Genomic DNA, 24680 nt, shown 5'->3' with positions numbered 1-24680 from the left:
CAATGGGGTGGGATGTCGCCGGCGCGGTGACCGGCGGGGACGCGCGAGCGACTGTCGCAGAGCGGCGGGGGTCAGGGCAACTGTCGCAACGCGCCGCCCCGGTCAGTCGCACGGGCGGTGCGCCGGGGATGCGCCCCGTGGAGCGAGGCAGTCCCGCCGGCGCGCGACTCTTCAGCCAAAGTCGACGATCGCCCCGCCGTGGACGTGGACGACTGTGGTGTCGCCGATCCGGCGTGTCGCGCCGAACGGCCGCGGGTGCGTGTGCCCGTGCAGCAGCCACCGCGGCCTGTGGCGGCGCACCCAGCCGTCCAGTGCGGCGAAGCCGGTGTGGGCGGGGTCGTCGGGCTCGTCGTTGACGCCGAGCGGCGGGGCGTGGGTGATGAGCACGTCGGCCGGCGGCAGGCTTGCGGCGAGCGCGGTCGCCTCGTCCTGGGTGAACTGGTAGCGCCCGTCACGCCGGTAGCGCGGACAGCCCTCGAAGCCCGTGACGGTCAGCGGCCCGAGCGGCTCGACGCGCAGGTGGACGTCGGTGACGCCGAAGTCCGCGAGCGCGCCGGGTGCGTCGTGGTTGCCGTGCACGCCGAGCTTCGGCACCGCGAGATCGCGGATCGGCTCGACCCACGCGGGCTCGAGGTCGCCGACCCAGAGGATGGCGTCGACGTCGCGCGGGATGACGGCCGGCGGTGCGTCGGCCAGGGCGAGGACGCGCATGGGGGCAGCGTAGGACCGCCCCCATGCGCCGTTCGCCCAATCTAGTTGCGGCCGCCACCGAAGAGCTGCAGGAAGAACAGGAAGATGTTCACGACGTCGAGGAAGATCGACGCGGCGATCGGCACCGCCCACTCCTGGCCGGCGCGGCGCAGGCGGTTGAAGTCGAAGATCGTGTAGGCGCCGAAGATGACGAGGCCGAGCACCGACCAGATGATGTTCTCGCCCGGGATGTTCACGAAGATGAACACGAGACCGAGGCCGAGGAAGGCGAGCAGCGCCCAGAACAGCGTGCGCGCCCAGCTCGACAGGTCCCGGCGCGTGGCGTAGCCGTAGGCGCCGAGCCCGGCGACGAAGACGGCGGTTGCGCCGCCGGCCTGCCAGAGCGCTGACGGATCGGACTGCGCGTACTCGTTGAGGACCGGGCCGAGGCCGATGCCGAGGAGCAGGCCGGCGCCGAAGAGGAGCGCGATCGCGAGCTGCTCGGAACGGCGCACGACGAAGTTCAGCGCGACGAACAGGACCAGCGCGCCGATCATGCACAGGATGCCGGTCCCGCCGGAGATGTCGCGGCCGATGTACGCGCCGAGGGCGAAGAACCCGACGGTGAACGCCACCAGGCCCATGACCTGTCCGAAGACGGCGCGCGTCTCCGCGACGGGGCGCGTGCCGGCGACCTCGCCCTCGTAGGCCAGCCTGGGATCTGTCGACATCGTTGCTCGGGTCCTTTGGTCGGAGTTTTCCGCCCTGGAGTATCGGCAGGTGGGCGTCGGGAGTCCAATCGACGGTGTGCAACCATTGTTCGATGACCATCGAACTCATCGAGCACACAGATCCCGGTTGTCCGTGGGCCTACTCCGCCAGTCCTGCGCTGGCCGTCGTCCGCTGGCGCTACGGCGACCAGCTCGACTGGCGACTTGTGACGATCGGGCTGACCGAGAGCCATGAGCAGTACGTCAAGCGCGGCTACACCGCAGCGAAGAGCGCGAAGGGCCAGCGGCGCTTCGAGCGGTTCGGGATGCCGTTCGCACCGCAGGTCAAGGCGCGGCCGGCGGCGACGGCGCGGATGTGCCGGGCGATCCACGCCGTGCGCCTGCAGGATCCGGCGCGCGAGCGTGAGGCGTTCCGGGCGCTGCAGTTCGCGCAGTTCACGACGGATCTCGTCATGGACCTCGACGACTCGCTGCGTACGGCGCTCTCCCACGTCGACGGGCTCGACGGCGAGGCGGTCGTGGCGGCGCTCGACTCGCCCGAGGTGACCGAGGCCTACGAGGCCGACCGCGCCGAGGCCCGCACGGCCGAGGGCAGCCCGACGCACTTCCAGGGCAAGCACGCCACGAGCGACGGCCCGGTGCGCTACACCGCGCCGTCGCTGGTCTTCCGCTCGAACGGGATGCAGCTCGAGGCGGGCGGGTTCCAGCCGCTCGAGGCCTACGACGTCGTGATTGCGAACCTCGATCCGACGCTCGAGCGCCGGCCCGTGCCCGAGGACCCGGTCGAGGCGCTCGCCGCGTTCGAGTACGCGCTGACGACCGCGGAGGTCGCGGCGATCATGACGCCCGACCTCAGCGTGCCGGACCTCGTGGCGATCGAGGGGCTGCTGATCGACGCCGTCGCCGAGGGGCGCGCGGCGCGGGTGCAGCTCGGCGACGACGCTCTGTGGAGCGTGGCGTAGCGGCGGCCGGGGGTTGGCGGGGCGCGTCGAAGATGAGAGCATCGGGGCCCCACCCGAAGGGAGCTGGCGCATGGAGTCCTCGTCGTCCTCGGCCACCCGGGTCCTGATCGTCGCGCACAAGACCGCGGCGACGCCCGCGCTGCTTGCCGCGGTCCGCGACCGCGCCGCTCAGGGGCCCTGCCGCTTCACGCTTCTGGTCCCGGCGTCGGCCCACGGGCTGCACAAGGTCGTCGACCCGGAGGACACGCCCGACACAGAGGCGCGCGAGGTCATCGACCTCGCCGTCCCGCTGCTCGACGAGGCGGCGGGCAGCCACGTCGAGGGGATCATCGGCTCGCCCACGCCGCTGACCGCGGTGATGGACGCGGTGAACGAGCACGGCTTCGACGAGGTCATCGTCTCCACCCTGCCGACGCACATCTCGCGCTGGCTGCGGCTGGACCTCCCGCACAAGATCGGCGGGCTCGGCCTGCCGGTCACGACGGTGACGGCCAAGGGCCGCGAGCAGATCGGCGCGGCGGGATAGCGCCGCGCCTCCACCCCCCGAGGAAGGATCGAGATGGCGATCGACACCCTGATGGTCTACGCGGCGGTCTACGACAACGTGGACGACGCCAAGGCCGACTACGACATGGTCAAGGACCTGCACCGCGAGGCCGACCTCATCGACGCCTACGACGCGGCGGTGATCGAGCGGCGGGACAACGGCAAGACGAAGATCGTCAAGAAGCACGAGACCCCGACGCGCGCCGGCGGCGTCCTCGGCGGCGGCGTCGGCCTGGCCACCGGGCTCGTCGTCGCGCTGTTCCCGTTCGCGGCGATCGGCGGCGGACTGCTCGTCGGAACCACCGCGGGCGGCGCGCTCCTCGGCGCGCTCGCGGGCCACGCCGCCGCGGGCATGAGCCGGCACGACCTCAAGGAGCTCGGCGAGCACCTCGACGCCGGCCAGGCCGGGCTCGTCGTCGTGGCGGTCTCCGACATGGAGGCCAAGGTCGAGCGCGCGATGAAGCGCGCCGCGAAGATCGAGAAGAAGCAGATCGAGGTCGACACCGCGGAGATCGAGCGCGACGCCGCCTCGGCAGAGGCGTAGGACAGGTCGTCCCGGCACGCGCCGCAGCGGGCGTCGCTCGCTACAGTGCGTCCGTCGCCCTCTTAGCTCAGTTGGTAGAGCACTTCCATGGTAAGGAAGGGGTCATCGGTTCGAGTCCGATAGAGGGCTTCACACAAAGGCCCTGGAATCGGGGCCTTTTTGCGCTCTCAGGGCGAGCCGATCGGGCGCGATCTCGAGCAGAGGACAACCTAGAGGACAACCTGGGCCGCGAACCGGGTTGCCCGGGCGCTGCCCGCGAGGCGCGGGACCCGCTACTCGACCGCCCCGAGCGTCGGGCGCGCGTCGAGGTCGTCGAACCGGGGCGCCGCAGATCGACACGACCCCGAAGCCCTGGACGGTCGAGCGCAACTACGGCGTCAGCGCGTTCTTCTGGGCCACGATGTTGAACCCGTGGTTGAAGACGAGGATGTCCAGGTAGAGAGGCCGTCCGAGGCAGATATGGGGCCTCGGACGGCGCTCACGAACGACCTGGCGGGCACCACCCCGCCCCAGCCAGCAGGTGACGGTCGTGACCACACGATTCGTCTCTGAAAGCGTACCCGCGCTCGGCTCGGCGCGCGAAGTGAAGTTCTTGAGGATCTGGTTCGGACGACGGGTCAGGTGCGCAAGCCCGCCCAGGGGGGAAGGCCGTGGTGAAGGCATGGCCCGAAGGTCGTCAACGGACAGCCCTCGACGCCGCGGAGGCGTACGCGGCGGCTCCGGTCCAGCCGGTCCGCGCGATGCTCAGTCGCGTAGCGGGATGAATAGCGTCAGGCGCTCGGTCTCGCCGGCGGCGGGTCGCGTCACGTGTCCGGGCCCTTCGGTGTCTTCCAAGAGCACGATGTCGCCAGGCCGCAGGCGACGCACCTCGCCGTCGGACGCCTCGATCTCGGTCTCCCCCCGGAGCTGCACGACGAACTGTCGCCGCGGCGCCGTGTGAGCGGGAGGAGCAGACCCGTCGTCGACGACGTGGCGGAAGATGACGTCGGAGACAGGGATCGGCGTCGATCGCTCGCTGTGTCCCCCGCTCGCGTCAGGGCCGCCCTCGGCCGCCTGAAGCACGACGTCCTCGAAATGCGTGTGGCCGTCCTCGCCGAGGTAGAGCCGGAGATAGCCCAGAGCGATCATGCGTCCGGGCCGGCACGTTACCGAAGGCATCGAGCGTGGTCACCGAGACACGATGCCGATCGAGGCACCGAGCGACGCGCAGTCTGACGGAGGAGTCCGGCGTAGTGCTCGTCGTCGTGCAGACGAAACGTGCTTCGGCACGGGCTCGTCCGGGGGTCGCCACTCCTTCTTCAGGACTTGGTTCTGCGCCTGCTTGCTCATGGAGTCCACGGCGTGCAGCCTGCCACGGGCCGACCGCCGCGCCCGAGGAGGATCCGCGGCGGCGGCCCGGTGGGACCCACAATCCCTCGCCGCCAGTAATGCCAAATCATTTGGTTATTGCGGATGTACGCTTGCGTCATGTCCGGATCGGCCCTCGCAGACCACGCCGCCGATCGCCTCGCCGCTGAGCTCCACGACCTCGACCCCGACGACGCGCTGATCTTGGCCGTCTTGCCCGGCGACCCGATCGGGCGCCAAGCCGCGCTGGACTACTACGCCGCGGTGACGACCGAGCTCCGCCGTCGCGGCTGGCGCATCGAGACCGGCGCCCGCCACCTGCCGGACGGCAAGACCGTCCTGGCGATCTCCGACCCCGTCCCGCCCTACCAGGAGGGCCCCGGATGACCATCACCAACGCCCGCGACCAACTCGGCGACGTCGAGCGACGCGTCAGCGATCTGCGTGACCGCGTCGCCGCCGCCCGCGCCGAGCACGAGCAGACCCGCCAAGCGGTCATCACCGCCGACGCCGCACCCGGCACGGCCACGTTCGCCGCCGCCGAGCGGGCCGTCGCACGACTGCGCGCCGCCGAACGCGACCTCAACCTGACCACCCAGGAACACGTTGCGATCCTCAAGTCGATCAGCGGCACCGACGGCAACGTCTTCGACCAGCACGACAACTTTCTCCGCGATCCCGCCGTGCTCGGCTCGCTGGGCGCGATGGCGACCAGCAGCGCCCCCGTCGGCCGTCAGCGCCTCGGCTCGTAGTGCTCGGCAGATCGCCTCGCCGCCACGCTCGGCCGCGCGCCGATGGCTGCAGCCGGTGACACCGTTGTCCCTGCGGGCGCCCGTCAGGGACCGCACGCCGGGATCGTCCCCGTGCTCGGCCGGGCGTTGACCGTGTTGGACCTGCTCTCCACCGGGACGATGACCGGCAACGTCTTGCCGTACGCGCAGGAGACGAGCGCTGCTGGTGGCGGCGCCGACGCCGTGCTCGAGGGCGCCGCCAAGCCCGCCGCGTCGATCACCTACGTGGACGCCTCGGCCCGGCGCGGACGATCGCGCACTACAGCAAGATCCAGAAGCAGACGCTCGCGGACGTCGAGCAACTGGAACAGGCGATCCGCGACCGACTCGTCTACGGCGTCCTGCGCGCGCTCGAAGCCGAAGTGCTCGCCGGCAGCGGGACCGGCCCTCACATCCGAGGCATCCTCTCCACGAGCGGGATCGGCACCGTGGCCTACTCGGCGTCGGAACTCCCCGCCGACCAGGTGTTGCGCGGCATCGTCAGCGTCATCGCCGCCGGGGCCAACGCGACCGGCATCGTCATGAATGAGAACGACTGGGCGTCCGCGCTGATCGCCAAGCCGACCTCAGGCGACGGGCACTACTACTCCGGCGGGCCGTTCTCCTCGACGCCACAGGTCATGTGGGGTGTCCCGCTCGTGCCGTCGCCCGCCATCTCCGCCGGGACCGTGCTCGTCGGTGACTTCTCCCTCGGCGCGCAGTTGTTCATCCGCGAGGGCGTGAACGTGTTGCTGTCGGACTCCGACGGCGACGACTTCATCAAGAACAAAATCACTCTGTTGGGCGAAATGCGGGCCGCCCTGGCGGTCTGGCGCCCGACGGCGTTCTGCAGCGTCGACATCGCGGCGTGAGGGCGTGAGTGACCGCAAATGCGGTTGGTCGAGGGGGGGCGGTCGAATCTCTGGAATCGCGCTTCTGACCGTGCGTGCAACACCTTCCCGGGAGAAAAACGGCCGTGACATCCAGGGGGTGAGGTGAACGTGCAGGCCAGGCTGAACGAGCAGGTCCGTGAGCAGGTCGCCCGGACCGTCCGGGCGGGCGGCTCGCTCGAGCTCGCCGCGTCGATCATCGACGTGACCCCGCGCACGATCCACGGGTGGATGCGGCGCGGGGAGCGCCCCGGCCGCAGCGAGGCGCCGTACCGCGCGCTCAAGGAGGCGGTCGACCAGGCCCGCGCCGAGCATGAGGCGATCCTGACGGCCACGGTGGGCAAGGCGGCGACGAAGGGCTCGTGGCGGGCCGCGGCCTGGCTCCTGGAGCGCCGCTACCCCGAACGATGGGGGCGCCGGCCTGGCGAGGCCGAGGATGACGGCGATGGGGGCACCGATCCGCTCGACGCGCTCGATGAGATCGCCGCGCGCCGCGCGCGGAGGTTGAAGTAGGTGCTGCTGGAGGACCAGCGCGCTTTGGCCGAGCTCGTCGCTCGCCTGCAACGGCACGGCGCGGACGTCGTCACCGACGCCGATCTCAGGATGCTCGCGACGCTCGCCCGCTCGAGGGCCTACCGTCGTCTGGACCGCGAGGTCGGCCGGTCGATCGCGCAGATGGCGGGCGCGTTCGATGCGGCGCGCTCGGTGCCGGAGGCGTCCCGGCTGCTGCTGCGCCTGCTCGTGCCGGGCGCGGACCATGATCGGCGACGCGGATCGTCCACGCGGCTGATCACGCCCGCGCCGGACGTTTGGGCGGGACGATCGCCGGACGCGCGGGGAAACTTCCGCGCCCCTGCCTAGTAATCGGCGCGCTCAGCCCACCGATGCTGACGCTCGACGTGAACGGAGCGTGAACTGTCGTCGGTGGGCCAAGCGCAGGGTTGCTTTTGCGGCGCGTGGCACAGCGGGCAGGGGACGGCAAGCGGGCTGTCGAGCACGCTTTCTCCAACTATGCCGTCACAGGCGAAGCAGAACCCGCGCGGGCGTCCGGCCTCGTCTGCGACGGACACTGCGACGACGATGCGGTGGATCGGGCAGGCGATGAACCGAGGCTCGTACATATTCGAGGTACGGTCGGCGTACCCAATCGGACGACTTCCTCAGTCGCGCATGACTCCGGGGCGCGTGAGCGCCCAGATGACCCATACGTCGAGCGCGATGATGACGATGCTCCACACCGGGTAGTAGGGGATGAAGAAGAAGTTCGCGATGGCGCTCAGCCCGGCGAAGATGATGCCTGCGACCGCCGCCCACCCGGCGCGCGTGAACAGGCCGAACGCGGTGAGCAGCATCACGATCCCGATGACCAGGTGGATCCAGCCCCACACGGTCGTGTCGAGATCGAACGTGTAGTGCTCTCCGACGACAAAGAAGTCGTCGTGGATGATCGCCTGCAATCCGTTGATGAGTTGGAAGACGCCGATCAGCGCGAGGATGACCCCCGCGAAGGTCGCGGCTCCGCGCGCCCATCCCGACACCGGCCGATCCGGACCGGTCGACACGTCGCTCATAGCGATCCCCTTTGGCTTGTGTTGTAAGCCACTTGGCGCGGGATTCTGGTGCGCAGGCACGATTCCTGCCCCGTGCGCGTGGCGGCCGGCGTGGGTGACCGTCCTGCTGTCGATCGTGGCGGCTGGGGTGGGCGATCGTCGCGTTGATCATCGCTTCGTTCCCACGTTGACGTTCTCCGCTCTGCGCCGCGCTGCGCCGTGGAGCGCCCCTCCGGCCCCGGAAGCGCGCCAGGCTCAAAAGGCCCCGCCCGGGGCTCTCGGAGGCCCGGAGGAGCGCCGGACGCGCGCTCGAGGGCTCGAACTTGAGAGCTCGGGCGGCCCCGGAGCTCTCCCGAGTGGGGCTCCAGGGCAACCCAGAGGACAACCGAGAGGACAACCTGGGTGCGGAATCCAGCGGATGTGCGCGGAAAGCCTTGCTCAAGAAAGCCCTGCAAACCTCGGTGATCGCGGCAACGCCCGGACCCTGCCGGAACCCCCTGGACCAAGATGGTAAGGAAGGGGTCGCCGGTTCGAGTCCGGCAGAGGGCTTGGGGTAGATCTCCCTGCAAAGCGGAGGTCCTTGGTTCTTGCGTTTCTGTGTCTACGTGATTTGGGGACGCCTCGCGAGCCGGGGGTGGCGCTGGGGCTGTCGCGCCTTGGCCTGGTAGCGACGCCGCGCCGCGTGACGAACGACCGTTGGGCGTCTGTCGGATCCACCGAGTAGCGGCGACCCCGAGCAGTGAAGCTCCAGAACGCTCGGACCGAAGAGGCTCGGGCGTGCGTCGTGCTAGGGAGCCGGTGCCCTGCCGCGCAACATGCCTGGCGTCCTACCGGAGTCCCGATCAGGTTCCGTCCCGAGCTTCATTGCGTTGGTTTGGTACGGCGCGCGCCGGGAGCTCCGGTTAGGGTCCCGTCATGGCCGACGTGAAGATCCAAATCAGCGAGAACGGCCCTTATGTCGTCGAGGGTGCGATCGACCTCTTCGACCACGAGGGCAATCCGGTCGAGGTTCCAGGCCGCAAGGCGTTTCTTTGCCGCTGCGGAGGTTCGACGAACAAGCCATTCTGCGACGGGACGCACTCGAAGATCGGCTTCCAAGGGGCTCGCCGGGCTGTCTCCGAGGCCGAAGGGCGGCAATAGGCTTCTTCGCAACCGCCGTCCCTGTGGTCTGCAACAGAGGAGGCCCGGAGCGCGAGCTCGGCGCGGACGTCCTCGCGCGCGGCGTGGATCTGCTCGCCCGACTTGACGGATTGCCCGACAGCGAGCCGGCCACGGAGATCTCCGCGCGAATCGTTGACGCTTTTGCTCGTCACGTCGGCCCGCACGACGACACCGGCCACGTACGCGCGGTCCTGACTCCGCAACGGCCGCGATGGCCTCCGCGCCGGCCGACTCCGTTCCGTTGCGCCACCACGAGTCGCACTTCGGGGGACAGCCAGCGCCCTCGCTCGGCGCACTGCCCGAAGGGCTTCGCCGTGGCGCTTGCGACGGGGCCGGCGCCAGAGAGGTTCGGACGGATTTCATTGCGTGCGGATTGACTTGCCAGTGGCGAATTAGGTAGGTTCCTCCCAGTCGATCAGAAATCGACGCGCGCACTAGAAGTCCAGCGCTTCGAAAAGGCCGGCACATCATCCGTCCCGTCGGGACGGAGCGGAGGCCTCACTGCATTGCGCCACGGCGGACCAGCTGCCGGTCGCTGAACCAACGCCTGACGCCTCTGCCTGACGCCTCCACCGCATAGCGCGGAGGGGTCGGCCCTACGCAAACTCAGAGGTGAATCCGTTGAGCTTCCCACGTAGTTCAACGTTGCGACGGGCGCTCGCACTCGGTGCGCTCGCTCTCGTTGCCGTGCCGGCGAGCGCTCAGGCCTCGGCCATCTTCAACGGCGACTTCGAGCCGGGCAACATGTCACAGTGGGCGGTCGTCCAGAATTGCGCTACCACGCGCAACACAGCCTACTCGGCGGCGACACAGCCGACCTGGCCAGCCCCGGTCTCGGGCACGTTCGCGAACCGGACCCAGGCCGCCTACACCGACCACTGGACCGGGCCCGGCAACCAGGCCTGCGACACGTCCTCCGGCTCGCGTCGTGCGCAGCAGGGATCGACCAACATCCTCGCCCCGAACACGACCGTGTGGGAAGGGTTCTGGACCTACGTTCCCACGAACTTCAACGCGGGCATCGACGGTAGCCCGGACAGGTGGTTCGTCATGCAGGAGGACTTCGGAGCGCCGTTTTCCGGACCGCCGCCATACTCGTTCGATATCGGCAACGTCAACGGTGTGCAGTCGTTCATGCTCGACAAGGTGGGCTGCGGGGGCGGGTGCCAGACGACGGCGTGGTCAAAGCCGATAGCGAAGGGGGCCTGGCACCATTTCGTCGTGCAGAAGCGGATCAGCGCGGACGACACGACCGCGGGTGGTTCCCACAAGCTGTGGTTCGACAACGTCCAGCAGACGTTCACCGCGGGGACGCGCAGCGCCGATTATCTGACCGCCTACGGCCGCACCCTCGCAACGAACGCCAGCGAGAACTACAGGTTCTACCTGAACACGTATTTCGGTAAGTCAGTGCCGACGATAAGCGCCATCCCGACGCTCTATTTCGACGGGGCGCGGGTTGGCACCACCCGTGCGGACGCCGACCTCCCCGCCTCGGCTCCCGCTCCGGCTCCAGCGCCGCAGGCCGCGTTCACGTGGACCCCGGCCTACCCGCTGGCGGGATCGGTGGTGCAGTTCGACGCCTCGACGAGCAAGAACGCCGCGTCGTATTCCTGGTCGATGGACGGGCTCACGACGCTGACCGGGGTCAAGCCGACGTTCACATTCAAGAACGCCGGCACGAAGAAGGTCACGCTCACCGTCACGGCCGCCGGCGGCGCGACGTCGTCGATCAGCCGCGACGTGGTCGTGAGCCAATGGCCGACGAGCAACGATCCGTTGCCCAATTCCGTTCGCCAGAATGACACGACGAGCTAGCGCCGGTCCGTCGGCGGCTGTTGTTGAGGCTCCTCTCTGGCGACAAGTGCCGTGCGGTGCCGACCGCGCTTCGAGACCGAAGACGACGTCGAGTACTGGTCCTTCAGCGGCTGGGCCGTCGGTCCTCCGGTGACAATGATCGAAGCGACGTTCAGAACGAGAGCGTGCCGCGGCCCGAGAAGGCGTCGGCGTCGAGCAGAGCGTCCGCCTGCTGGTTGCAGCTGCCGTCCGGGTTGCGAGCCAGTACGGCGTACGCACGGACCGTGCCCTTGAACGTGCCGGTGGCGTGCCGGAACTTGCGCGTGCCGCCCTGAATCTTTCCGGTTTGCTTGATGCGCACGATGCCGGCGCACGTCTCGGGGTCCAGCGAGATCTGGGCTGCGAGCCGCGTCGCGCTCGTGTTTCGGCTCGCGGCGAACCTGCTCCTGGTTTTCCGAGCGCGTCAACACCACCTCCAGCCGGTTGCATCCTGGGCCGAGGGGCGAACCATCTGTGCACGCAGGCCGCTCGCGCCCGCCGCTCGTTCCAGGCGCTCAAGTATGAGGTCGATCGCGCGAGCGCAGCACGAGCGCCGCTGCGAGGACGAGCACGACCAGTGCGAACAGGGGGTGCAACCCGCCCACCCAGCGGTGCTCGCCGGCGAGCGAGATCTGCACCGTTCCGATCAGGGCCAGCAGCGCCGACAGAGCGAGATCGCGCCGTGGGAGCCATGCGATGAGCGCGACGATCAGGACGAGCACCTCGAGTCCGTGCGCGATGAAGCCGACGGTCCGGTGCGCGTCGAGTGCGCCGGCGCCGGCGCCGAAGACGTATGCGCCGATCAGATAGACCTGCACGAAGACCGCGAGGACGACCGCGGCCGCGAGCGCCGGGTGTAGTCGTCCGGCGCCGCGCCGTGCGCCGGTGAGCACGCGCCGCGTCGTCACCCGCCGGTCTGGAGCGAGCTCGATCGCAGGGGTCCTCTTGGCGGTGTCCGACATTGGAGGCCTCCTTCGGCGGTGCCGCGGCGAACGTACGGGCCTGCCGCCGGTCCGGCATCGGCGCGGGTACGGCTTCCGGGGCAGCATTGGCACTGCTGCTCGCGCAGTGCCAGCACTGTTGCCGCGACAAGCCGGCGCTGGGACCATGGCCGTCGTGAACAGTCGCCGCGTCGCTGCCCTCGTCTGGGCGTTGTGCGCCGTGATGGCCGTGGCGAGCTCGGTGCTTCTCGTGCTGGGACCAGGACGGCCGGTCGAGAGCGACGTGTTCGGCGGTGTCGGCGGCGCGGCGTTCCTCATGCTGTCGCTCGCGTTCGCGACCGTCGGGACGATCGTGGCCACCCGGCTGCCCGGGAACCCGATCGGCTGGCTCTTCTGCGCCCTCGGCCTGTTCATCGGGGCGACGGTCCTGGCCTGGGTGTACGCGGACTATGGCCTGCATGCGACGTCCGAGCGGCTTCCGGGCGCCGCAGCCGCCGCCTCCTTCCCGGGGGAGGCGGGGGCCGCCCTCCTCGGCTTCGCGTTGCTGCTCTTCCCGGATGGGCGCCTACCTTCCCGCCGGTGGCGGCCCGCCGCCTACGTGCTCGCGCTCGCCGCCGCGCTTCTGCTGGTCACCGACCTGCTCCGGCCCGGACCGCTCGACGATCCGTTCGCGATGGTGTCGAATCGGCTCGGCATCCCGGGTGCGCGCAGCGTCATGGATGCTCTCAACAACGTCGGCTGGGCCCTCGTCGTGGTCGGCATCGTGCTCGCAGCGGGGTCGCTGCTCGTCCGGCTTCGCCGCGCACGCGGCGTGGAACGTCAGCAACTCGAGCTGGTGCTCGCCGTCGGCGTTGTGGTGGCGACGGTGGTCGTCCTGGACATGGGCAGCTGGCTGCTCTGGCCGGACGGCGAGCTCCAGGTCCGGATGGCCGTGATGGGGGTCAGCTTCGCCGCGTTCCCGATCGCGGCCGGCGTCGCGATCCTCCGATACCGGCTCTACGACATCGACGTCGTCGTCAACCGCACGCTGGTCTACGTGACGTTGACGGTTCTTCTTGCGGCGGCATACGGGGTGACGACGCTGATCCTCGGGACGGCTCTGGGCCGGGGTTCCGCATGGACGACGGCCGGAGCGACGCTTGCCGCCGCGGTCGCCTTCCGCCCGCTGCGAGCGCGCGTGCAGGGTGCCGTCGACCGTCGTTTCAACCGGGCGCGCTACGACGCGCAGCGCCGGATCGCGGAGTTCCTCAACGACCTCCGCGCCGGCCGCGCCGCGCCCGAGGCGATCGAGGCGCTCCTCCGGGAGCTCGTCGGCGATCCAACGCTCGAGCTGCGCTTCCTGCTGCCGGAGAGCCAGCTGTGCGTCGACGCAGGCGGAGTGCCCGTCGACGACCTGCCGGACGACCGACAGCGGACGATGATCCAGCGGGCGGGGGCGCCTGTCGGCATCGTCGTGCATCAACCGGCGAGGCCGGATGAACGGGACCTGCTGCCGCGGCTCGTGGAGGCCGGCGGACTGGCGATCGAGATCGCCCGGCTGAGGGTCGAGCTTCGCCGCCAGCTCGCCGAGGTGCAGGCGTCCCGGGCGCGGATCGTGGCGGCCGGCGACGAGGAGCGCCGCCGGATCGAGCGCGATCTCCATGACGGCGCTCAACAGCGGCTCGTCTCGATCGGGCTGGCCATGCGCCATGCACAGCACGAGCTGGGGGACGGGTCGCCGGGCCTGGCCGGGAAGACGCTCGACGCTGCCGTCGAGGAGCTCTCGGTCGCGATCCAGGAGTTGCGCGAGCTCGCCCGCGGACTGCCTCCTGCGCAACTCGACGCCGGACTCGCTCCAGCGCTGGAAGAGCTGGCGGGTCGAGCGCCGCTGCCTGTCGAGGTGCGAGCCGTCCCCGAACGCCTTCCGTGTGGCGTCGAGGCGGCCGCCTACTTCATCGCGTGCGAGGGGCTCACGAACGCCGTCAAGCACGCGCACGCCTCGAAGGTCGTCTTGAGCGCGGCACAGGACAACGGAACGCTCGTCGTCTCGGTCGCGGACGACGGCATCGGCGGTGCCGGGCGGGGCCGGGGCTCCGGCCTGAGCGGCCTGTCGGACCGCGTCGTCGCCCAGGGCGGGACGCTCGCGATCGAGAGTGAGCCCGGGAAGGGCACCACGCTGACGGCGGAGCTGCCATGCGGGTCGTGATCGCGGAGGATCAGGTCCTGCTGCGCGAGGGGCTCGCGCGGCTCTTCGTGGACGGTGGTCACGAGGTGGTTGCCGCGGTGGGCGACGCCGACCACCTGCTGGCGACCGTCGGCGGGCATCGTCCCGACCTGGTCGTCGTCGACATCCGCATGCCGCCCAGCTTCACCGACGAGGGCGCGCGAGCCGCCCGGGAGATCAAGCAGGTTCACCCCGAGGTGGGCGTGCTGGTGCTCTCGCAGCACATCGAGACGACCCACGCGGTCGAGCTGGTCACGCTCGGCGGCTTCGGCTACCTCCTGAAAGACCGCGTCCTCGACGTGGGCGAGTTCCTGGGAGCGGCGCAGCGAGTCGCCGCCGGCGGCTCTGCGCTCGACCCGCAGGTCGTGGCGCAGCTCGTGTCACCTGCGGGCGGGCAGGGTCCGCTCGCGGAGCTGTCGGAGCGGGAACGCGAGGTGCTCAAGCTGATGGCCGAGGGACTGACGAACACGGGCATCGCCAAACGCCTCTACCTCAGCGAGCGCACGGTCGAGGCCCACGTGCGCCACGTTCTGATGAAGCTGCGGCTGCCGGAGGGCGAAGACGGCCACCGCCGTGTGCTGGCCGTCCTGGCCCACCTCCGCGAGACGCCGGTTCAGTAACAGCGCTTAGACCAATCCAGGGCCAGCGCCGATGCGCGTGCCCGCCTCTGGGCATAGCTTCGCCGCCATGTCATCGCTCGGTCGCTGGGTCCTCGCGCACAAGCGCTTCGTCGTCGTCTGCTGGATCGTCCTGACGGTCGCGGGAGTGGCCGCCGTGGGGCCGGCCGCGAACGCGCTCGAGTCGGATCCGTCCGTCCCACAGAAGGAGGGATGGGTCACGAATGCCGCCATCGCCGGGCGCTATGGCACGGACCCCGGCGGGGGCGCGCCGCTGGTGCCGGTCGTCACGCTGCGCGGCGGCGAGACGGTCCGCTCGCCGGGCGTGCGAGGCGATCTGCAGCGGCTCGATGCGCGTCTGCACACGGTGCTGCCTCATGCCCGCATCGCGTCGTATGCGTCGACCGGCGACGCGGCGTTCGTCTCCGGCGACGGGCGGACGACCTTCGCGCTCGTCTATCCGCGCCGCGACCCGGACTCCGCCTTCGGCGAGAATCCGGGCGCGGCCAAGGCGGCGAGCCGCGCGCTCCGGGGAGCCGAGGTCGGCGGCCGCCCGGTCCACCTGACCGGCTTCGACCCGCTGGCCGCGGGTGGCGGCGGGAGCTCAGGCGGCCCCGGACTCATGCTGGAGGCGCTGATCGGCGGTGCGGGCGCACTGATCGTGCTCGCCTTCGTCTTCGCCTCCCTGCTCGCGGTGATTCCGCTCGTCATGGCGGTCGTCTCGATCACGACCACGTTCCTGCTGCTGCTGGGCCTGGCGCAGTTGACCAGCGTGTCGCCGATCGTCGAGTTCCTGGTCGTGCTGATCGGACTCGGGGTGGCGATCGACTACTCGCTGCTCATCGTCTCGCGGTGGCGCGAGGAGCGGTCGCACGGGCACGTCGGCGAGGAAGCCGTCCAGCGGGCGATCGAGAGCGCGGGCCGCGCCGTCGTCTTCAGCGGGTTGACCGTCGCGGTCGGCCTGTTGGCGCTGATCGCGCTGCCGATCCCGTTCCTGCGCTCGATGGGCTACGGCGGGGTGCTGATCCCGCTCGTCTCGACGCTGGTCGCGGTCACCCTGCTCCCGGTGGTGCTGGCGAAGCTGGGCCCGCGCCTCGACTGGCCACATGTGCGAACCGACGACAAGGCCAGCCGGGCCTGGACCCGGTGGGCGCAGGCCGTGACACGGCGGCGCTGGGCCGCGGCAGCCGGCGGTATGGCGGTGATCCTGGCGCTGGCCTTCGCGGCCACCGACATCCGGATGGGTGGCGACGACGCCGACACGATGGCGCAGTCCGGCGACGCGAAGCAGGGTCTGGTGGCCCTGGAGAAATCGGGAATCGGCGAGGGGGCGCTGCTTCCGCATGAGATCCTCGTCAGCGGTCCGTCGAGCCCGGAGCGCGTGGCCGCTGCTCTGCGGAACGTCGCCGGCGTCCACGGCGCGGTCGCGCCTGATTCGCGCGCGTGGCGGCGCGGCGGGACCGCCCTCGTCGAGGCCGTCCCGGTCGCCGACAGCGGGTCCGGCGCCGGCCGGGCGACGCTCGAGGGGGTTCGCGGGGCCGCACACGCCGCCGGCTCGGACGTTCACGTCGGCGGCGAGCCGGCGGAGGGCCAGGACTTCATCGACGCCGTCTACGGCAGCTTCCCGCTGATCATCGCGCTGATCGCGGTCACCACCTTCGTGCTCCTGGCGCGCGCCTTCCGGTCACTGCTGCTCCCGCTGAAGGCGATCCTGCTGACCATCCTGAGCATCGCGGCCGCCTGCGGCGTGATGGTGCTGGTCTGGCAGGAGGGCTACGGGTCGGACGCGATCTGGGGCATCCACGCGACCGGCTCGATCCCCTCGTGGATGCCGCTGATGGTGTTCGCGTTCCTGTTCGGCCTGTCGATGGACTACGAGGTCTTCATCCTCTCCCGCATGCGGGAGGAGTACGACCGCTCGGGCTCGACCGAGGCCGCCGTCATCCGCGGCGTCGGGCGGACCGGCCGCCTGGTCACATGTGCGGCGCTGATCCTGTTCCTCGCCTTCACGTCGATGGCCGCGGCGCCGGACACGGATACGAAGATCGCCGCGACCGGCCTGGCCGCCGGGATCCTGCTCGACGCCACGGTCATCCGGGCGCTGATCGTCCCGGCGATGGTCTCGCTCTTCGGACGCTGGAACTGGTGGCTGCCGAGATGGCCGGCCCGGGTGCTGCGGGTCGAGCCGTCGGCGCCGGGAAGCGCGGTGGCGGGCCCGGCAGACGTGGCGTGACGGTCGTGCCGTTGCGAGCCGACCACGACCGGACGCCTCGGCGTCGATGGTGAGGAAGGGTCACCGCGGGTCCATGCGGATCGAGGAGGGGCTGTGATCCCAGAGGTTGGGCCGGCGTCAGACGATCTACTCCGCCCGGAAGCCCAGGACGCGCTCGGCCGTTAAGACCATATGAGGGAAGGAGCCCGTCATGTCCCCGCAGACATCCGCACCACCCACGGTGCTCGATCTGGCGAACCGCGTCGCCAGCGACCTCGACCAGCAGGCTGCGCTCGATCTCGTCCGGCGGCTTGAGCCGTTGAGCATCAACGATCTGATCGATCGGTCCGGCCTGTCCGGGCGGCTCGACAAGCGCGTGTTCGACGTGCTCGCCGACGCGTTCGACGCGGTCCGGTGCGAGTCGAAGATCCGGTCGCTCGCGGGTCGCTAGTCAAATGTGGCGTCGCGCGGAGGAGAAGCTGGACCTCGCGCTGTGGGTGGCGATTGCGGTCGCCGGGCTCGCATGGGACGAATGGCAGGCCCGACGATCACGCCGGGCCATGTAGGACCATGCTGGCATGGGCCGTGACTGGATCGTGATCACCGCGCATACCGGCCAGGACGGGCGGGTCAGCGGAATGTTCTCGAGCTCGGTGTCTGATGGCCGCACAGCCCGCGTGCCGCGCCAGCGTCACTGCGTGATGTAGCCGCCGTCGATCACGAGCTCGGCGCCGGTCACGAAGCTCGCCTCGTCGCTCGCCAGGTACAGGCATCCATGGGCGATCTCCCGCGGTTGGCCGGCACGCCCCATCGGTGTCGCCGCCACCACCTGCCTGTTGATCTCCGGGTCCTGCGCATCCGTGAGCGGCGTCTGGATGAACCCTGGATGGATCGAGTTGACCCGGATCCCCTCCTTGGCGTACGTCATCGCCGCATTCTTGGTCATGTGACGGACGGCGCCCTTGGTCGCGTGGTAGCCGATGAGCCCAGGCACCGCGACGATGCCCCAGATCGACGACACGTTGATGATCGATCCGCCGCCGCCGGCCCGCATGTGTGGGATCGAGGCGCGCATGCCGTAGAAGACACCCGTCTGGTTGGTCGCGACCACGCGGTCCCACGCCTCAGCGACATCGCAGTCCTCGAGGTTGGCGTATTCGATGATGGCGGCGTTGTTCACGAGGATGTCCAGGCGACCGTGACGCTCGACGATCTTCTGCGTCACATCTCGCCATTGATCGAGATCGCTCACATCGAGCTCGATCTGCGAGACGCCGGGGACCGCATCCTCTCCGACCCGACGCACGCCGGCGAAGACCGTCGCGCCCTCCTCTGAGAACACCTGCGCCGTGGCCAAGCCGATGCCTCGCGCGCCGCCGGTGACAAGGGCGACCTTTCCTGGGAGTCTCATGCTGGCTGCCTTTCGCGGCGTGTCCCGACGGCTCTCGGTCTGCGGATCGTGCCCGGACCGAGCGTGACGCAGATACCTCCGTTCGGAGGTATCGGGCGCCATCGGTCCGCTCACCGGCGACAAGACAGTGGCGTCTGTCGTTCGGCGTATCGCCCGAGACGGCTGCGCGCGAGCGCCTGTCACGGGCGCCCACCCGACGGCGGATAGGATCGTGCGGGGTTTCGATCACCAGATCGCTTATCCGGGGCGGCTGGCTTGCTGCCGTCCCTTCAACTCCAGCCGCCGTCGCTGCGAGGCTGGTCTCCGCTCCAGCGGGGAGAGGGAATCGGTGATGGTCATCACGGATAGCACGATCGAATCCGCGGCCGAGACGAGGCGCGTGGTCTGCACGAGTTGCTCGCAGCAGTGCGGGCTGCTCGTGGACGTCGATGCGGGCGGCGCTGTGACGCGGCGCCTTCGCGGCGATCGCGAGCACCCAACGAGCCGGGGCTTCATCTGCCCGAAGGGATCGCGCGCCCATCTCGTGCACGCCGATCCGTCACGCCTGCAGCACTCGCTCAAGAGAGCAGGACGCAGAGGCGCCGGCCAGTGGGAGCCGATCGAGTGGGAGCAGGCGCTCGACGAGATCGCCACCCGGATCCGCGACGTCACCAACTCGCACGGAAATGAGGCGCTGGCCTACGGCTTCGGCACGTTGCACGCCGCGGACTGGGGCCTCGGGGAGCGCTTCATGAACCTCTTCGGCAGCCCGAACACCGTCGGACAGGACAAGGCGCGAAGCTCATCGTGGTCGATCCGATCCGTACCCGTGAGGCCGACAAGGCGGACGTGTTCCTGCAGATCCGTCCCGGTACGGATGGCGCGCTCGCCCTCGGCCTCATCAACATCATCATCGACGAGGGCATGTACGACCGGTCGTTCGTCGATCGCGAGACCATCGGGTTCGACGACCTCATGGCCCGTGCGGCCGAATACCCGGTGGATCGGGTCGCGGCGATCACCGAGCTGCCGGCCGAGATCATCCGTTCGGCCGCCCACATGCTGGCGAACAACCGGCCGGCGCTCATCCACGGCAGCAACGGCTTGTGCCAGTCGGGCAGCGTCGCGGTGCAGGCGGGACGCGCCCTCGCCTGCCTCATCGCCATCACCGGCAACCTCGGTGTCCCAGGCGGCCACGCCCTGGCCGGTCCCCCTCGCGACATCATCGCCAACGGCGAGGCCGTCGCCTGCGACGCACTCGCGCCCGAGCAGCGCGCGAAGCGTCTCGGTGCCGAGACGTTTCCATCGATCGGGGCCGGCGCCGCCGACGTGGCGGGCGCCGTGGGCAGCGCATGGCACGGCGACCGCCACGCGCTGAACTGGTGCGAGTCCGCACACGAGCCCACGCTCTGGCGGGCCATCTCGACCGGCAGGCCCCTATCCGGTCAAGGCGTTGATCCTGCAATGCCACAACGCCATCGGTGCGGCGGCGAACGCTCGCGCAGCCTCCGAGGCACTGTTGAGCGACAACCTCGAACTGCTGGTCGTGCACGACCTGTTCCTCAACAAGACCGCGTCGCTGGCGGACTACGTCCTGCCTGCTGCACACTGGCTCGAGAAGCCGTTCTACTCCGCGGCCTATGGCTACGCCGGCTGGGCAGGCGACTATGTCGAGGCCAAGCCGGCGGCGGTGCCCGCGCGCCATCCGAGCGACTACGACCTCTGGCGAGACCTCGGACGGCGCTTCGGTCAGGCCGAGCACTGGCCCGAGCACATCGAGGAGTACTGGAACCGCCTGCTGCGGCCCGCGGGGCTGACGTACGACGAGGTCTGCCGGCACGTCGGCCCGATCACCGGCGGGGCCGCGCGAGGCGACACGCCGCGCCGCAACAGCGGAGGCCGCGCGTACGGCACGCCATCCGGCAAGATCGAGCTGCGTTCCTCGCTGCTGGAGAAGTGGAGGCTCGACCCGCTCCCCGCGTGGGAGGTGCCTCCGCTCTTCGCCGATGCCGGCGAGAAGGACTTCCCGCTGGTGCTGACGACCGGCGGCCGTGACCTCCGGGGATTCCACCAGACCGCGCAGCAGACGCCGATCTACCGCGAGTCGCATCCCGACCCCGTCGTCAGCCTGCACCCACAGACCGCCGCACGCGCCGGCATCGCCGAGGACGACTGGGTCGACGTCGCGACGCCGATCGGCTCGGTGCGGCAGCGGGCGCACATCACGGACAAGCTGCAGCCCACCGTCGTGCACGCTGATCGCTGGTGGTATCCCGAGCGTGCGGACGATCCTGATGATCCGTTCGGGTTCTGGGCCACGAACATCAACGGCTGCACCGACAACGCCGCGGCCAACTCCGACGCGATCATGGGCTCCTGGCTCCTGCGCGGGCCGCCATGCCGAGTCTCCATGCCGGCGTCCCCGTGACCGTGACTACGGCGGCCATGTCTCCGTCGTCCGGCAGTTCCGCCAGGACCGGCAGCCGTTCAGTCCGCCGCGCCCCGTTCGACCGGCCGGAAGAGTGCGTCGAGACGTTCGCTTCGCCCGCGAACCCGATGACCTCAGGGTGCGGGTGCGTTCACCTGTTCCAGCTTCGGGAACACGTACGTGGCTTGCAGAGGCCCGTTCGGCGGCGGCAGGATCGACGGCGGGGTGTTTCCGGGGGTCGGGTAGTACATGCGGATCAGCGGCCGGATGCTCGTGGGCATCGGCTGCTTGATGTCCGGGTCCTGGTCATCCTGGTAGATGCTCTCGTAATAGGCCGCGGACGGTGTCGGGATCCAGTTGGTCGCGGGTGCGCCGGCCGGCAGCGTCGGCGCGATCCAGATCGTCACCGAGCCGTCAGGGTTCCGCGCGAGCCGGCCCGACGTCAGCTGCTGTGAGCCCAGCTGCGAGACGGGCTGGATCGGGCCCCACTGCAGGTTGACGGTCCCGCCCGGGTCTTGCAGCGGGACGATCGGACCAGGGCCGCCGTACTGCCCCGGGTCCGTTCCCTGAATCGGTACGTCGCCTGACGAGACGTCCTGCCGCCACAGGGTCGACACCTGGAACGAATACGTGCCGTCGGCGTTGCTGGTCGCGTCCTCGACGATGTAGTAGGGCGTGTTCGGCGTAAGGCCGTACTGTGCCGCGGTCGGGCCGAACAGGACCGGTGTGCTTGCGAGCAGCGGGCCCCATGGGGTCGGCGGGAGCCGGACGGTGAGGGTGTCGGTCGACGGATCGACCGCGGTCACGTCGAGATTCGCGGACGAGTAGGACGTGTTCAGGACGCTCGGCTGAGTGAGGAACGGGGCGGCCGACTCCGACGTGTCGGTCTGGTAGACGTGGATCGACCAGAACCCCTTCGGATTGCCGCTGCTGTCGTTGACGGTCGGCGGCAGCGAGCCGATGGCCGGCAGGTCCACGGTCCCGCTGTGCGGGGGCTTGAACGTCAACTTGTAGGTGTTGTCGCCCTTGAGCTGCGTGCTGCTCTGGCCGTTGAGGTTGTTGATCTGGGCGTAGACGGCGTCCTGCGGCATGTTGGCCGAGCCGCCCTCGAGCACGATTATCCCCCGGTAGAGGTATCCCTGGTGCGTGTTGGGATAGGTCCCGACGTTGGCGTTGAGATAGCTCCAGTAGTTCGTCTTCCTCACCGCGCCCGCCGTGCTCAGCTTGTCGGTGAGCTTCGTGTTCCCGGCCAGGAACCCGTTCTGCAGCGCAGTGAGCTGCTTCTGCCGCCAATGGCGCGGGATCCTGAATCCGTTCGCCGTGAGTCCGATCGGCTTGAACCGCGCCAGCGTGTGCTTCTGGCCGAACGCCGGGTTGCGGAAGACCGTCCTGGCGCCGGCTTGTGGGACCACCCAGTCCGGCAGCGTGTTGAGCGGGATGCCGTTCAGCCCCGTCCTGGCCGTCGGGAGCGGGTTGAGCTTGAGCGACTGGCCCAGCTGCTTGAGGAAGGCGACCGCGTCCTGCGGGGCGTTGTGCCAGTGCTGCGCACGCTGCTTCTGCTTGTCCGTCGGCGTGTACTGGTTGGGCTCGAAGTACTTGGGCCGGTGTCCTCGCGCCTCGAACCTACGCAGCGTGGTCATGCCGAACCGCTCCACGACGTTCGTCTGGATCGACGCCGTCGACGCGGGGTCGGAGGGCGGCACCAGCGAGTCGGCACGGATCCGGATGAGCATCCAGTTGAGGTCCGTGTCGGTGGCCATGACCCGATATCTGAAACCGTGGATCTGCACAGTCCGCCGGTGCGCGTAGCGCGATGTCGGGCCGGCGATGAGATACGTCTGCGGCGTTGTCGAGGGCGTCGTGCGGGTGCCGATGCTCCCGACGGAGTTGATGAAGTCATCGAGCAGGTTGACGACGTAGTAGTCGTTCGCCGACGGCGGGACGGTCAGCACGAGCTCCTTGGTGCGTCCGCGCCCCTTCTTGCCGCTGAGATCCATCATCGAGTTCAGGTACAGCACCGACGCGTCCCCGGCGTTCGTGGCGTTGTTGTTCCACGCCGCCGCGACGCCGCCGCCGCCGCCGAGCGTGTTGCGCTTCGCCGTCACGAGGTCGTTGTACTTCTCGAACCGGTAGACGAACTCGGGCGCCAGCCCCCAGATGTAGGCGTTCTTGGCCAGGTTCTCGATCCGCTTGACGCTGGGGACGCGGGCGCCGGCGGTCGAGGGAGCGAGCCCCGTCCAGATCAGGCAGGCGACCGTCGCCAGCATGAGCGTCGTACCGACGCGACGGCGTGACAGCCAGACGTTCACGTTGCGCTCCTTCGGCCGACCCGTGGCGTTCGCATCAGCCGGACGATGTGGCGTAGCACGGCGATCCTCCTCGAAAAGCGTCGCGCGGATCAAGGCCTCATGTCCGAAGCCGGTGGTCCGGCACGACGTGAACGGCACTGATCCGACCGTCGCTGATCGTCCGGACCTCGTCGATGACCGCCGCTCGGAGGTCCCGCGAACGCTTGCTGCAGCGCCCGTGCGCGCTCGACGAGATCAGCGAGCGGCACGTTCACGGACACTGGGTCGGTACAGCGCTCCGGCCCGCGATGACTTCAGTGGTCCAGTTCTCCCTGACATCGCGGTAAGGTACTTCCTGACCATGCAGGGCACGCCATTTCGCTTCGAGGGCCCCGTGCCGCCGGAGCTGCTCATCGACCGGGAGAACGAGCTCTCCACGCTCGCCAAGCGCGCCGGCGACCGCGTCGGTGTCCGCCTCATCGCGCCGCGCCGGTTCGGCAAGACGAGCTTGCTGATCGCCCACGCCGCACAGCTTCAGACGGTCGGCTGGCGCACCGTGCACGTCGATCTCTCGCGCGTGACCGACATGACGGACGTCGCCCGGCGCCTAGCGGAGGCCTATGGCGCGCTCGACGATCGGTGGGTCCGCTCCCATCTCGCCGGACTGCTGGCCAGGCTCGGGTTGAGCGTCGGCACGGCTGGGGCGAGCGTGACGCTCGGGCCGCGGCCGGCGATGCCCGACCCGGAGGCGGCCGAGACGGTGATCTATCGGCTGCTCGACCTGCCGCAGGTGATCTGGGAGCGCGAGCAGACGCCGACGCTCGTCGTCTTCGACGAGTTCCAGGACCTCCTGGTCGCCAGACCGGACCTCGACGGGCTGCTGCGCTCGCGCATCCAGTACCACGGCGACGCGGCGGCGTACGTGTACGCGGGCTCGGAGCCGTCGATGATGCGCGAGCTCTTCGACTCGCGGGAGCGGCCGCTGTTCGGGCAGGCCGATCCGCTCACGATCGGACGGTTGCCGATCGAGGCGGTCTTGACCGAGCTCGAGAGCAGGTTCCGCGGCGAAGAGCTGGATCCCGGCGGCGCGCTTGCCGAGCTCGTCGTCGTTGCCGATGGTCATCCACAACGGGTCATGTTGCTGAGCTACCTCCTCGCGGAGCAGTTGGAGGAGGGCCGTGACGGGACCCCCGAGACCGCGGGGCGGGTCGTCGACCTGGCGCTGGAGCGCACCCAGGCGGCGCACCAAGCGCTGTGGAGCCAGCTCAGCCGAAGCGAGAAGGTGGTGCTGGCGGGCATCGCCGACGGGGTCGCTCCCGCGAGCCGCGCTCTCGCGCGTGAGCACCACCTGTCGCGTCAGACGCTCTACGAAGCAGCCGAGCGGCTGGTGGACCAAGGGCACCTGACACGCGACGAGGCCGGCGTGCGGGTCGTCGACCCGCTGTTGCTCGAGTGGCTGCGCCGACGTTGACGGTCCGGGCAAGTGGCCGGCGCGGCGCGCCGGGCGGGTGAAGACCCCACGCGGACCTCGCGGTCCGCGTGTGACCTTCGGCTCATCGCCCGGGCGCGGTCGG

General features: G+C 69.8%; 27 protein-coding genes and 1 tRNA gene. 18 read left to right on the top strand and 10 right to left on the bottom strand.

Annotated features, from left to right (window positions below):
* Window positions 1-171: 171 nt before the first annotated feature.
* Both DSM104329_RS24245 and DSM104329_RS24240 read right to left on the bottom strand, forming a co-directional pair.
* Window positions 172-711, bottom strand: a complete 540-nt coding sequence (locus DSM104329_RS24245; RefSeq protein ID WP_259312431.1) for a metallophosphoesterase family protein — start codon at window positions 709-711, stop codon at window positions 172-174.
* Between the two features lie 41 nt (window positions 712-752).
* Window positions 753-1421, bottom strand: a complete 669-nt coding sequence (locus DSM104329_RS24240) for a Bax inhibitor-1/YccA family protein (protein WP_259312430.1) — start codon at window positions 1419-1421, stop codon at window positions 753-755.
* 92 nt (window positions 1422-1513) lie between these two features.
* Between DSM104329_RS24240 and DSM104329_RS24235 the strand changes: the two genes are divergently transcribed.
* The 4 genes from DSM104329_RS24235 to DSM104329_RS24220 all read left to right on the top strand — a co-directional run bounded on the left by DSM104329_RS24235 (window position 1514) and on the right by DSM104329_RS24220 (window position 3602).
* Complete coding sequence (locus DSM104329_RS24235) at window positions 1514-2383, top strand: DsbA family oxidoreductase (RefSeq protein ID WP_259312429.1); 870 nt, start codon at window positions 1514-1516, stop codon at window positions 2381-2383.
* Window positions 2384-2453: 70 nt separating this feature from the next.
* Window positions 2454-2909: a hypothetical protein gene (locus DSM104329_RS24230; RefSeq protein ID WP_259312428.1), complete on the top strand. Its 456-nt coding sequence runs from the start codon at window positions 2454-2456 to the stop codon at window positions 2907-2909.
* A gap of 33 nt (window positions 2910-2942) precedes the next feature.
* Window positions 2943-3473, top strand: coding sequence for a DUF1269 domain-containing protein (locus DSM104329_RS24225; RefSeq protein WP_259312427.1), 531 nt, complete (start codon window positions 2943-2945; stop codon window positions 3471-3473).
* Window positions 3474-3529: 56 nt separating this feature from the next.
* Window positions 3530-3602: transfer RNA gene (locus tag DSM104329_RS24220), tRNA-Thr, on the top strand.
* Between the two features lie 240 nt (window positions 3603-3842).
* Here the strand turns inward: DSM104329_RS24220 and DSM104329_RS24215 are convergent.
* Together DSM104329_RS24215 and DSM104329_RS24210 are read right to left on the bottom strand one after the other, a co-directional pair.
* A complete protein-coding gene (locus DSM104329_RS24215) occupies window positions 3843-4136 on the bottom strand; it encodes a hypothetical protein (protein ID WP_259312426.1) in 294 nt (97 codons plus the stop codon).
* Window positions 4137-4217: 81 nt separating this feature from the next.
* Window positions 4218-4601, bottom strand: coding sequence for a cupin domain-containing protein (locus DSM104329_RS24210; protein ID WP_259312425.1), 384 nt, complete (start codon window positions 4599-4601; stop codon window positions 4218-4220).
* 339 nt (window positions 4602-4940) lie between these two features.
* On the opposite strand from DSM104329_RS24210, the gene DSM104329_RS24205 reads away from it, so the two are divergent.
* A complete protein-coding gene (locus DSM104329_RS24205; RefSeq protein WP_259312424.1) occupies window positions 4941-5207 on the top strand; it encodes a hypothetical protein in 267 nt (88 codons plus the stop codon).
* The gene (locus DSM104329_RS24200) at window positions 5204-5572 is read left to right on the top strand and encodes a hypothetical protein (RefSeq protein WP_259312423.1); all 369 of its coding nucleotides are present in this window, start codon (window positions 5204-5206) and stop codon (window positions 5570-5572) included. The genes DSM104329_RS24205 and DSM104329_RS24200 overlap by 4 nt, the downstream gene beginning before the upstream one ends.
* A gap of 83 nt (window positions 5573-5655) precedes the next feature.
* Here DSM104329_RS24200 and DSM104329_RS24195 read toward each other — a convergent pair whose 3' ends face one another.
* On the bottom strand, window positions 5656-5832 hold the full coding sequence (locus tag DSM104329_RS24195) for a hypothetical protein (RefSeq protein WP_259312422.1): 177 nt from the start codon (window positions 5830-5832) through the stop codon (window positions 5656-5658).
* Window positions 5833-5862: 30 nt separating this feature from the next.
* On the opposite strand from DSM104329_RS24195, the gene DSM104329_RS24190 reads away from it, so the two are divergent.
* The 3 genes from DSM104329_RS24190 (at window position 5863) to DSM104329_RS24180 (ending at window position 7341) form a co-directional block, all read left to right on the top strand.
* Window positions 5863-6462 carry a phage major capsid protein gene (locus DSM104329_RS24190; protein ID WP_326924513.1) on the top strand — a complete coding sequence of 200 codons (600 nt, stop codon included), beginning with the start codon at window positions 5863-5865 and terminating at the stop codon, window positions 6460-6462.
* A 129-nt stretch (window positions 6463-6591) separates the two neighbouring features.
* The gene (locus DSM104329_RS24185; protein WP_259312421.1) at window positions 6592-6993 is read left to right on the top strand and encodes a hypothetical protein; all 402 of its coding nucleotides are present in this window, start codon (window positions 6592-6594) and stop codon (window positions 6991-6993) included.
* The gene (locus DSM104329_RS24180; protein WP_259312420.1) at window positions 6994-7341 is read left to right on the top strand and encodes a hypothetical protein; all 348 of its coding nucleotides are present in this window, start codon (window positions 6994-6996) and stop codon (window positions 7339-7341) included.
* Between the two features lie 299 nt (window positions 7342-7640).
* Here DSM104329_RS24180 and DSM104329_RS24175 read toward each other — a convergent pair whose 3' ends face one another.
* Complete coding sequence (locus tag DSM104329_RS24175; RefSeq protein ID WP_259312419.1) at window positions 7641-8051, bottom strand: DUF7144 family membrane protein; 411 nt, start codon at window positions 8049-8051, stop codon at window positions 7641-7643.
* 894 nt (window positions 8052-8945) lie between these two features.
* Here DSM104329_RS24175 and DSM104329_RS24170 point away from each other — a divergent pair.
* On the top strand, window positions 8946-9170 hold the full coding sequence (locus DSM104329_RS24170; protein ID WP_259312418.1) for a CDGSH iron-sulfur domain-containing protein: 225 nt from the start codon (window positions 8946-8948) through the stop codon (window positions 9168-9170).
* A gap of 642 nt (window positions 9171-9812) precedes the next feature.
* A complete protein-coding gene (locus tag DSM104329_RS24165) occupies window positions 9813-11009 on the top strand; it encodes a PKD domain-containing protein (protein WP_259312417.1) in 1197 nt (398 codons plus the stop codon).
* A 151-nt stretch (window positions 11010-11160) separates the two neighbouring features.
* Here the strand turns inward: DSM104329_RS24165 and DSM104329_RS24160 are convergent, their stop codons facing one another.
* On the bottom strand, window positions 11161-11349 hold the full coding sequence (locus tag DSM104329_RS24160; protein WP_259312416.1) for a hypothetical protein: 189 nt from the start codon (window positions 11347-11349) through the stop codon (window positions 11161-11163).
* Between the two features lie 193 nt (window positions 11350-11542).
* A complete protein-coding gene (locus tag DSM104329_RS24155) occupies window positions 11543-11989 on the bottom strand; it encodes a hypothetical protein (protein WP_259312415.1) in 447 nt (148 codons plus the stop codon).
* A 154-nt stretch (window positions 11990-12143) separates the two neighbouring features.
* On the opposite strand from DSM104329_RS24155, the gene DSM104329_RS24150 reads away from it, so the two are divergent.
* The 4 genes from DSM104329_RS24150 to DSM104329_RS24135 all read left to right on the top strand — a co-directional run bounded on the left by DSM104329_RS24150 (window position 12144) and on the right by DSM104329_RS24135 (window position 17451).
* Complete coding sequence (locus DSM104329_RS24150) at window positions 12144-14153, top strand: sensor histidine kinase (protein ID WP_259312414.1); 2010 nt, start codon at window positions 12144-12146, stop codon at window positions 14151-14153.
* On the top strand, window positions 14141-14791 hold the full coding sequence (locus DSM104329_RS24145; protein ID WP_259312413.1) for a response regulator transcription factor: 651 nt from the start codon (window positions 14141-14143) through the stop codon (window positions 14789-14791). The genes DSM104329_RS24150 and DSM104329_RS24145 overlap by 13 nt, the downstream gene beginning before the upstream one ends.
* A gap of 67 nt (window positions 14792-14858) precedes the next feature.
* Window positions 14859-17021 (top strand): MMPL family transporter, encoded by a 2163-nt coding sequence (locus tag DSM104329_RS24140; protein WP_259312412.1) that lies wholly within the window; start codon window positions 14859-14861, stop codon window positions 17019-17021.
* Window positions 17022-17211: 190 nt separating this feature from the next.
* Window positions 17212-17451, top strand: a complete 240-nt coding sequence (locus DSM104329_RS24135) for a hypothetical protein (protein WP_259312411.1) — start codon at window positions 17212-17214, stop codon at window positions 17449-17451.
* A 240-nt stretch (window positions 17452-17691) separates the two neighbouring features.
* On the opposite strand, the gene DSM104329_RS24130 is transcribed toward DSM104329_RS24135, so the two are convergent.
* Window positions 17692-18411 carry an SDR family NAD(P)-dependent oxidoreductase gene (locus DSM104329_RS24130; protein WP_407655947.1) on the bottom strand — a complete coding sequence of 240 codons (720 nt, stop codon included), beginning with the start codon at window positions 18409-18411 and terminating at the stop codon, window positions 17692-17694.
* Window positions 18412-18742: 331 nt separating this feature from the next.
* Between DSM104329_RS24130 and DSM104329_RS29230 the strand changes: the two genes are divergently transcribed.
* Both DSM104329_RS29230 and DSM104329_RS24120 read left to right on the top strand, forming a co-directional pair.
* Window positions 18743-19768: a molybdopterin-dependent oxidoreductase gene (locus DSM104329_RS29230; protein ID WP_407655858.1), complete on the top strand. Its 1026-nt coding sequence runs from the start codon at window positions 18743-18745 to the stop codon at window positions 19766-19768.
* Between the two features lie 75 nt (window positions 19769-19843).
* A complete protein-coding gene (locus tag DSM104329_RS24120) occupies window positions 19844-20818 on the top strand; it encodes a molybdopterin dinucleotide binding domain-containing protein (protein WP_259312409.1) in 975 nt (324 codons plus the stop codon).
* A 134-nt stretch (window positions 20819-20952) separates the two neighbouring features.
* Here DSM104329_RS24120 and DSM104329_RS24115 read toward each other — a convergent pair whose 3' ends face one another.
* Window positions 20953-23127: a DUF1254 domain-containing protein gene (locus tag DSM104329_RS24115; RefSeq protein WP_259312408.1), complete on the bottom strand. Its 2175-nt coding sequence runs from the start codon at window positions 23125-23127 to the stop codon at window positions 20953-20955.
* Between DSM104329_RS24115 and DSM104329_RS24110 the strand changes: the two genes are divergently transcribed.
* Window positions 23084-24577: an AAA family ATPase gene (locus tag DSM104329_RS24110; protein ID WP_259312407.1), complete on the top strand. Its 1494-nt coding sequence runs from the start codon at window positions 23084-23086 to the stop codon at window positions 24575-24577. The genes DSM104329_RS24115 and DSM104329_RS24110 overlap by 44 nt on opposite strands.
* The last annotated feature ends 103 nt before the right edge of the window (window positions 24578-24680 follow it).

The organism is Capillimicrobium parvum (genome assembly GCF_021172045.1).
GTDB lineage: Bacteria > Actinomycetota > Thermoleophilia > Solirubrobacterales > Solirubrobacteraceae > Capillimicrobium > Capillimicrobium parvum.
Note: the sequence above shows the minus strand (reverse complement) of the source record. Positions and strands in the feature narration are given on the sequence as shown.

What these genes read in the sequence shown, in the direction of transcription:
- DSM104329_RS24245 (WP_259312431.1), bottom strand. Translation starts at nt 711, where the DNA reads ATGCGCGTCCTCGCCCTGGCCGACGCACCGCCGGCCGTCATCCCGCGC.
- DSM104329_RS24240 (WP_259312430.1), bottom strand. Translation starts at nt 1,421, where the DNA reads ATGTCGACAGATCCCAGGCTGGCCTACGAGGGCGAGGTCGCCGGCACG.
- DSM104329_RS24235 (WP_259312429.1), top strand. Translation starts at nt 1,514, where the DNA reads ATGACCATCGAACTCATCGAGCACACAGATCCCGGTTGTCCGTGGGCC.
- DSM104329_RS24230 (WP_259312428.1), top strand. Translation starts at nt 2,454, where the DNA reads ATGGAGTCCTCGTCGTCCTCGGCCACCCGGGTCCTGATCGTCGCGCAC.
- DSM104329_RS24225 (WP_259312427.1), top strand. Translation starts at nt 2,943, where the DNA reads ATGGCGATCGACACCCTGATGGTCTACGCGGCGGTCTACGACAACGTG.
- DSM104329_RS24215 (WP_259312426.1), bottom strand. Translation starts at nt 4,136, where the DNA reads ATGCCTTCACCACGGCCTTCCCCCCTGGGCGGGCTTGCGCACCTGACC.
- DSM104329_RS24210 (WP_259312425.1), bottom strand. Translation starts at nt 4,601, where the DNA reads ATGATCGCTCTGGGCTATCTCCGGCTCTACCTCGGCGAGGACGGCCAC.
- DSM104329_RS24205 (WP_259312424.1), top strand. Translation starts at nt 4,941, where the DNA reads ATGTCCGGATCGGCCCTCGCAGACCACGCCGCCGATCGCCTCGCCGCT.
- DSM104329_RS24200 (WP_259312423.1), top strand. Translation starts at nt 5,204, where the DNA reads ATGACCATCACCAACGCCCGCGACCAACTCGGCGACGTCGAGCGACGC.
- DSM104329_RS24175 (WP_259312419.1), bottom strand. Translation starts at nt 8,051, where the DNA reads ATGAGCGACGTGTCGACCGGTCCGGATCGGCCGGTGTCGGGATGGGCG.
- DSM104329_RS24170 (WP_259312418.1), top strand. Translation starts at nt 8,946, where the DNA reads ATGGCCGACGTGAAGATCCAAATCAGCGAGAACGGCCCTTATGTCGTC.
- DSM104329_RS24155 (WP_259312415.1), bottom strand. Translation starts at nt 11,989, where the DNA reads ATGTCGGACACCGCCAAGAGGACCCCTGCGATCGAGCTCGCTCCAGAC.
- DSM104329_RS24145 (WP_259312413.1), top strand. Translation starts at nt 14,141, where the DNA reads ATGCGGGTCGTGATCGCGGAGGATCAGGTCCTGCTGCGCGAGGGGCTC.
- DSM104329_RS24140 (WP_259312412.1), top strand. Translation starts at nt 14,859, where the DNA reads ATGTCATCGCTCGGTCGCTGGGTCCTCGCGCACAAGCGCTTCGTCGTC.
- DSM104329_RS24135 (WP_259312411.1), top strand. Translation starts at nt 17,212, where the DNA reads ATGTCCCCGCAGACATCCGCACCACCCACGGTGCTCGATCTGGCGAAC.
- DSM104329_RS24130 (WP_407655947.1), bottom strand. Translation starts at nt 18,411, where the DNA reads ATGAGACTCCCAGGAAAGGTCGCCCTTGTCACCGGCGGCGCGCGAGGC.
- DSM104329_RS29230 (WP_407655858.1), top strand. Translation starts at nt 18,743, where the DNA reads ATGGTCATCACGGATAGCACGATCGAATCCGCGGCCGAGACGAGGCGC.
- DSM104329_RS24110 (WP_259312407.1), top strand. Translation starts at nt 23,084, where the DNA reads ATGAGCGTCGTACCGACGCGACGGCGTGACAGCCAGACGTTCACGTTG.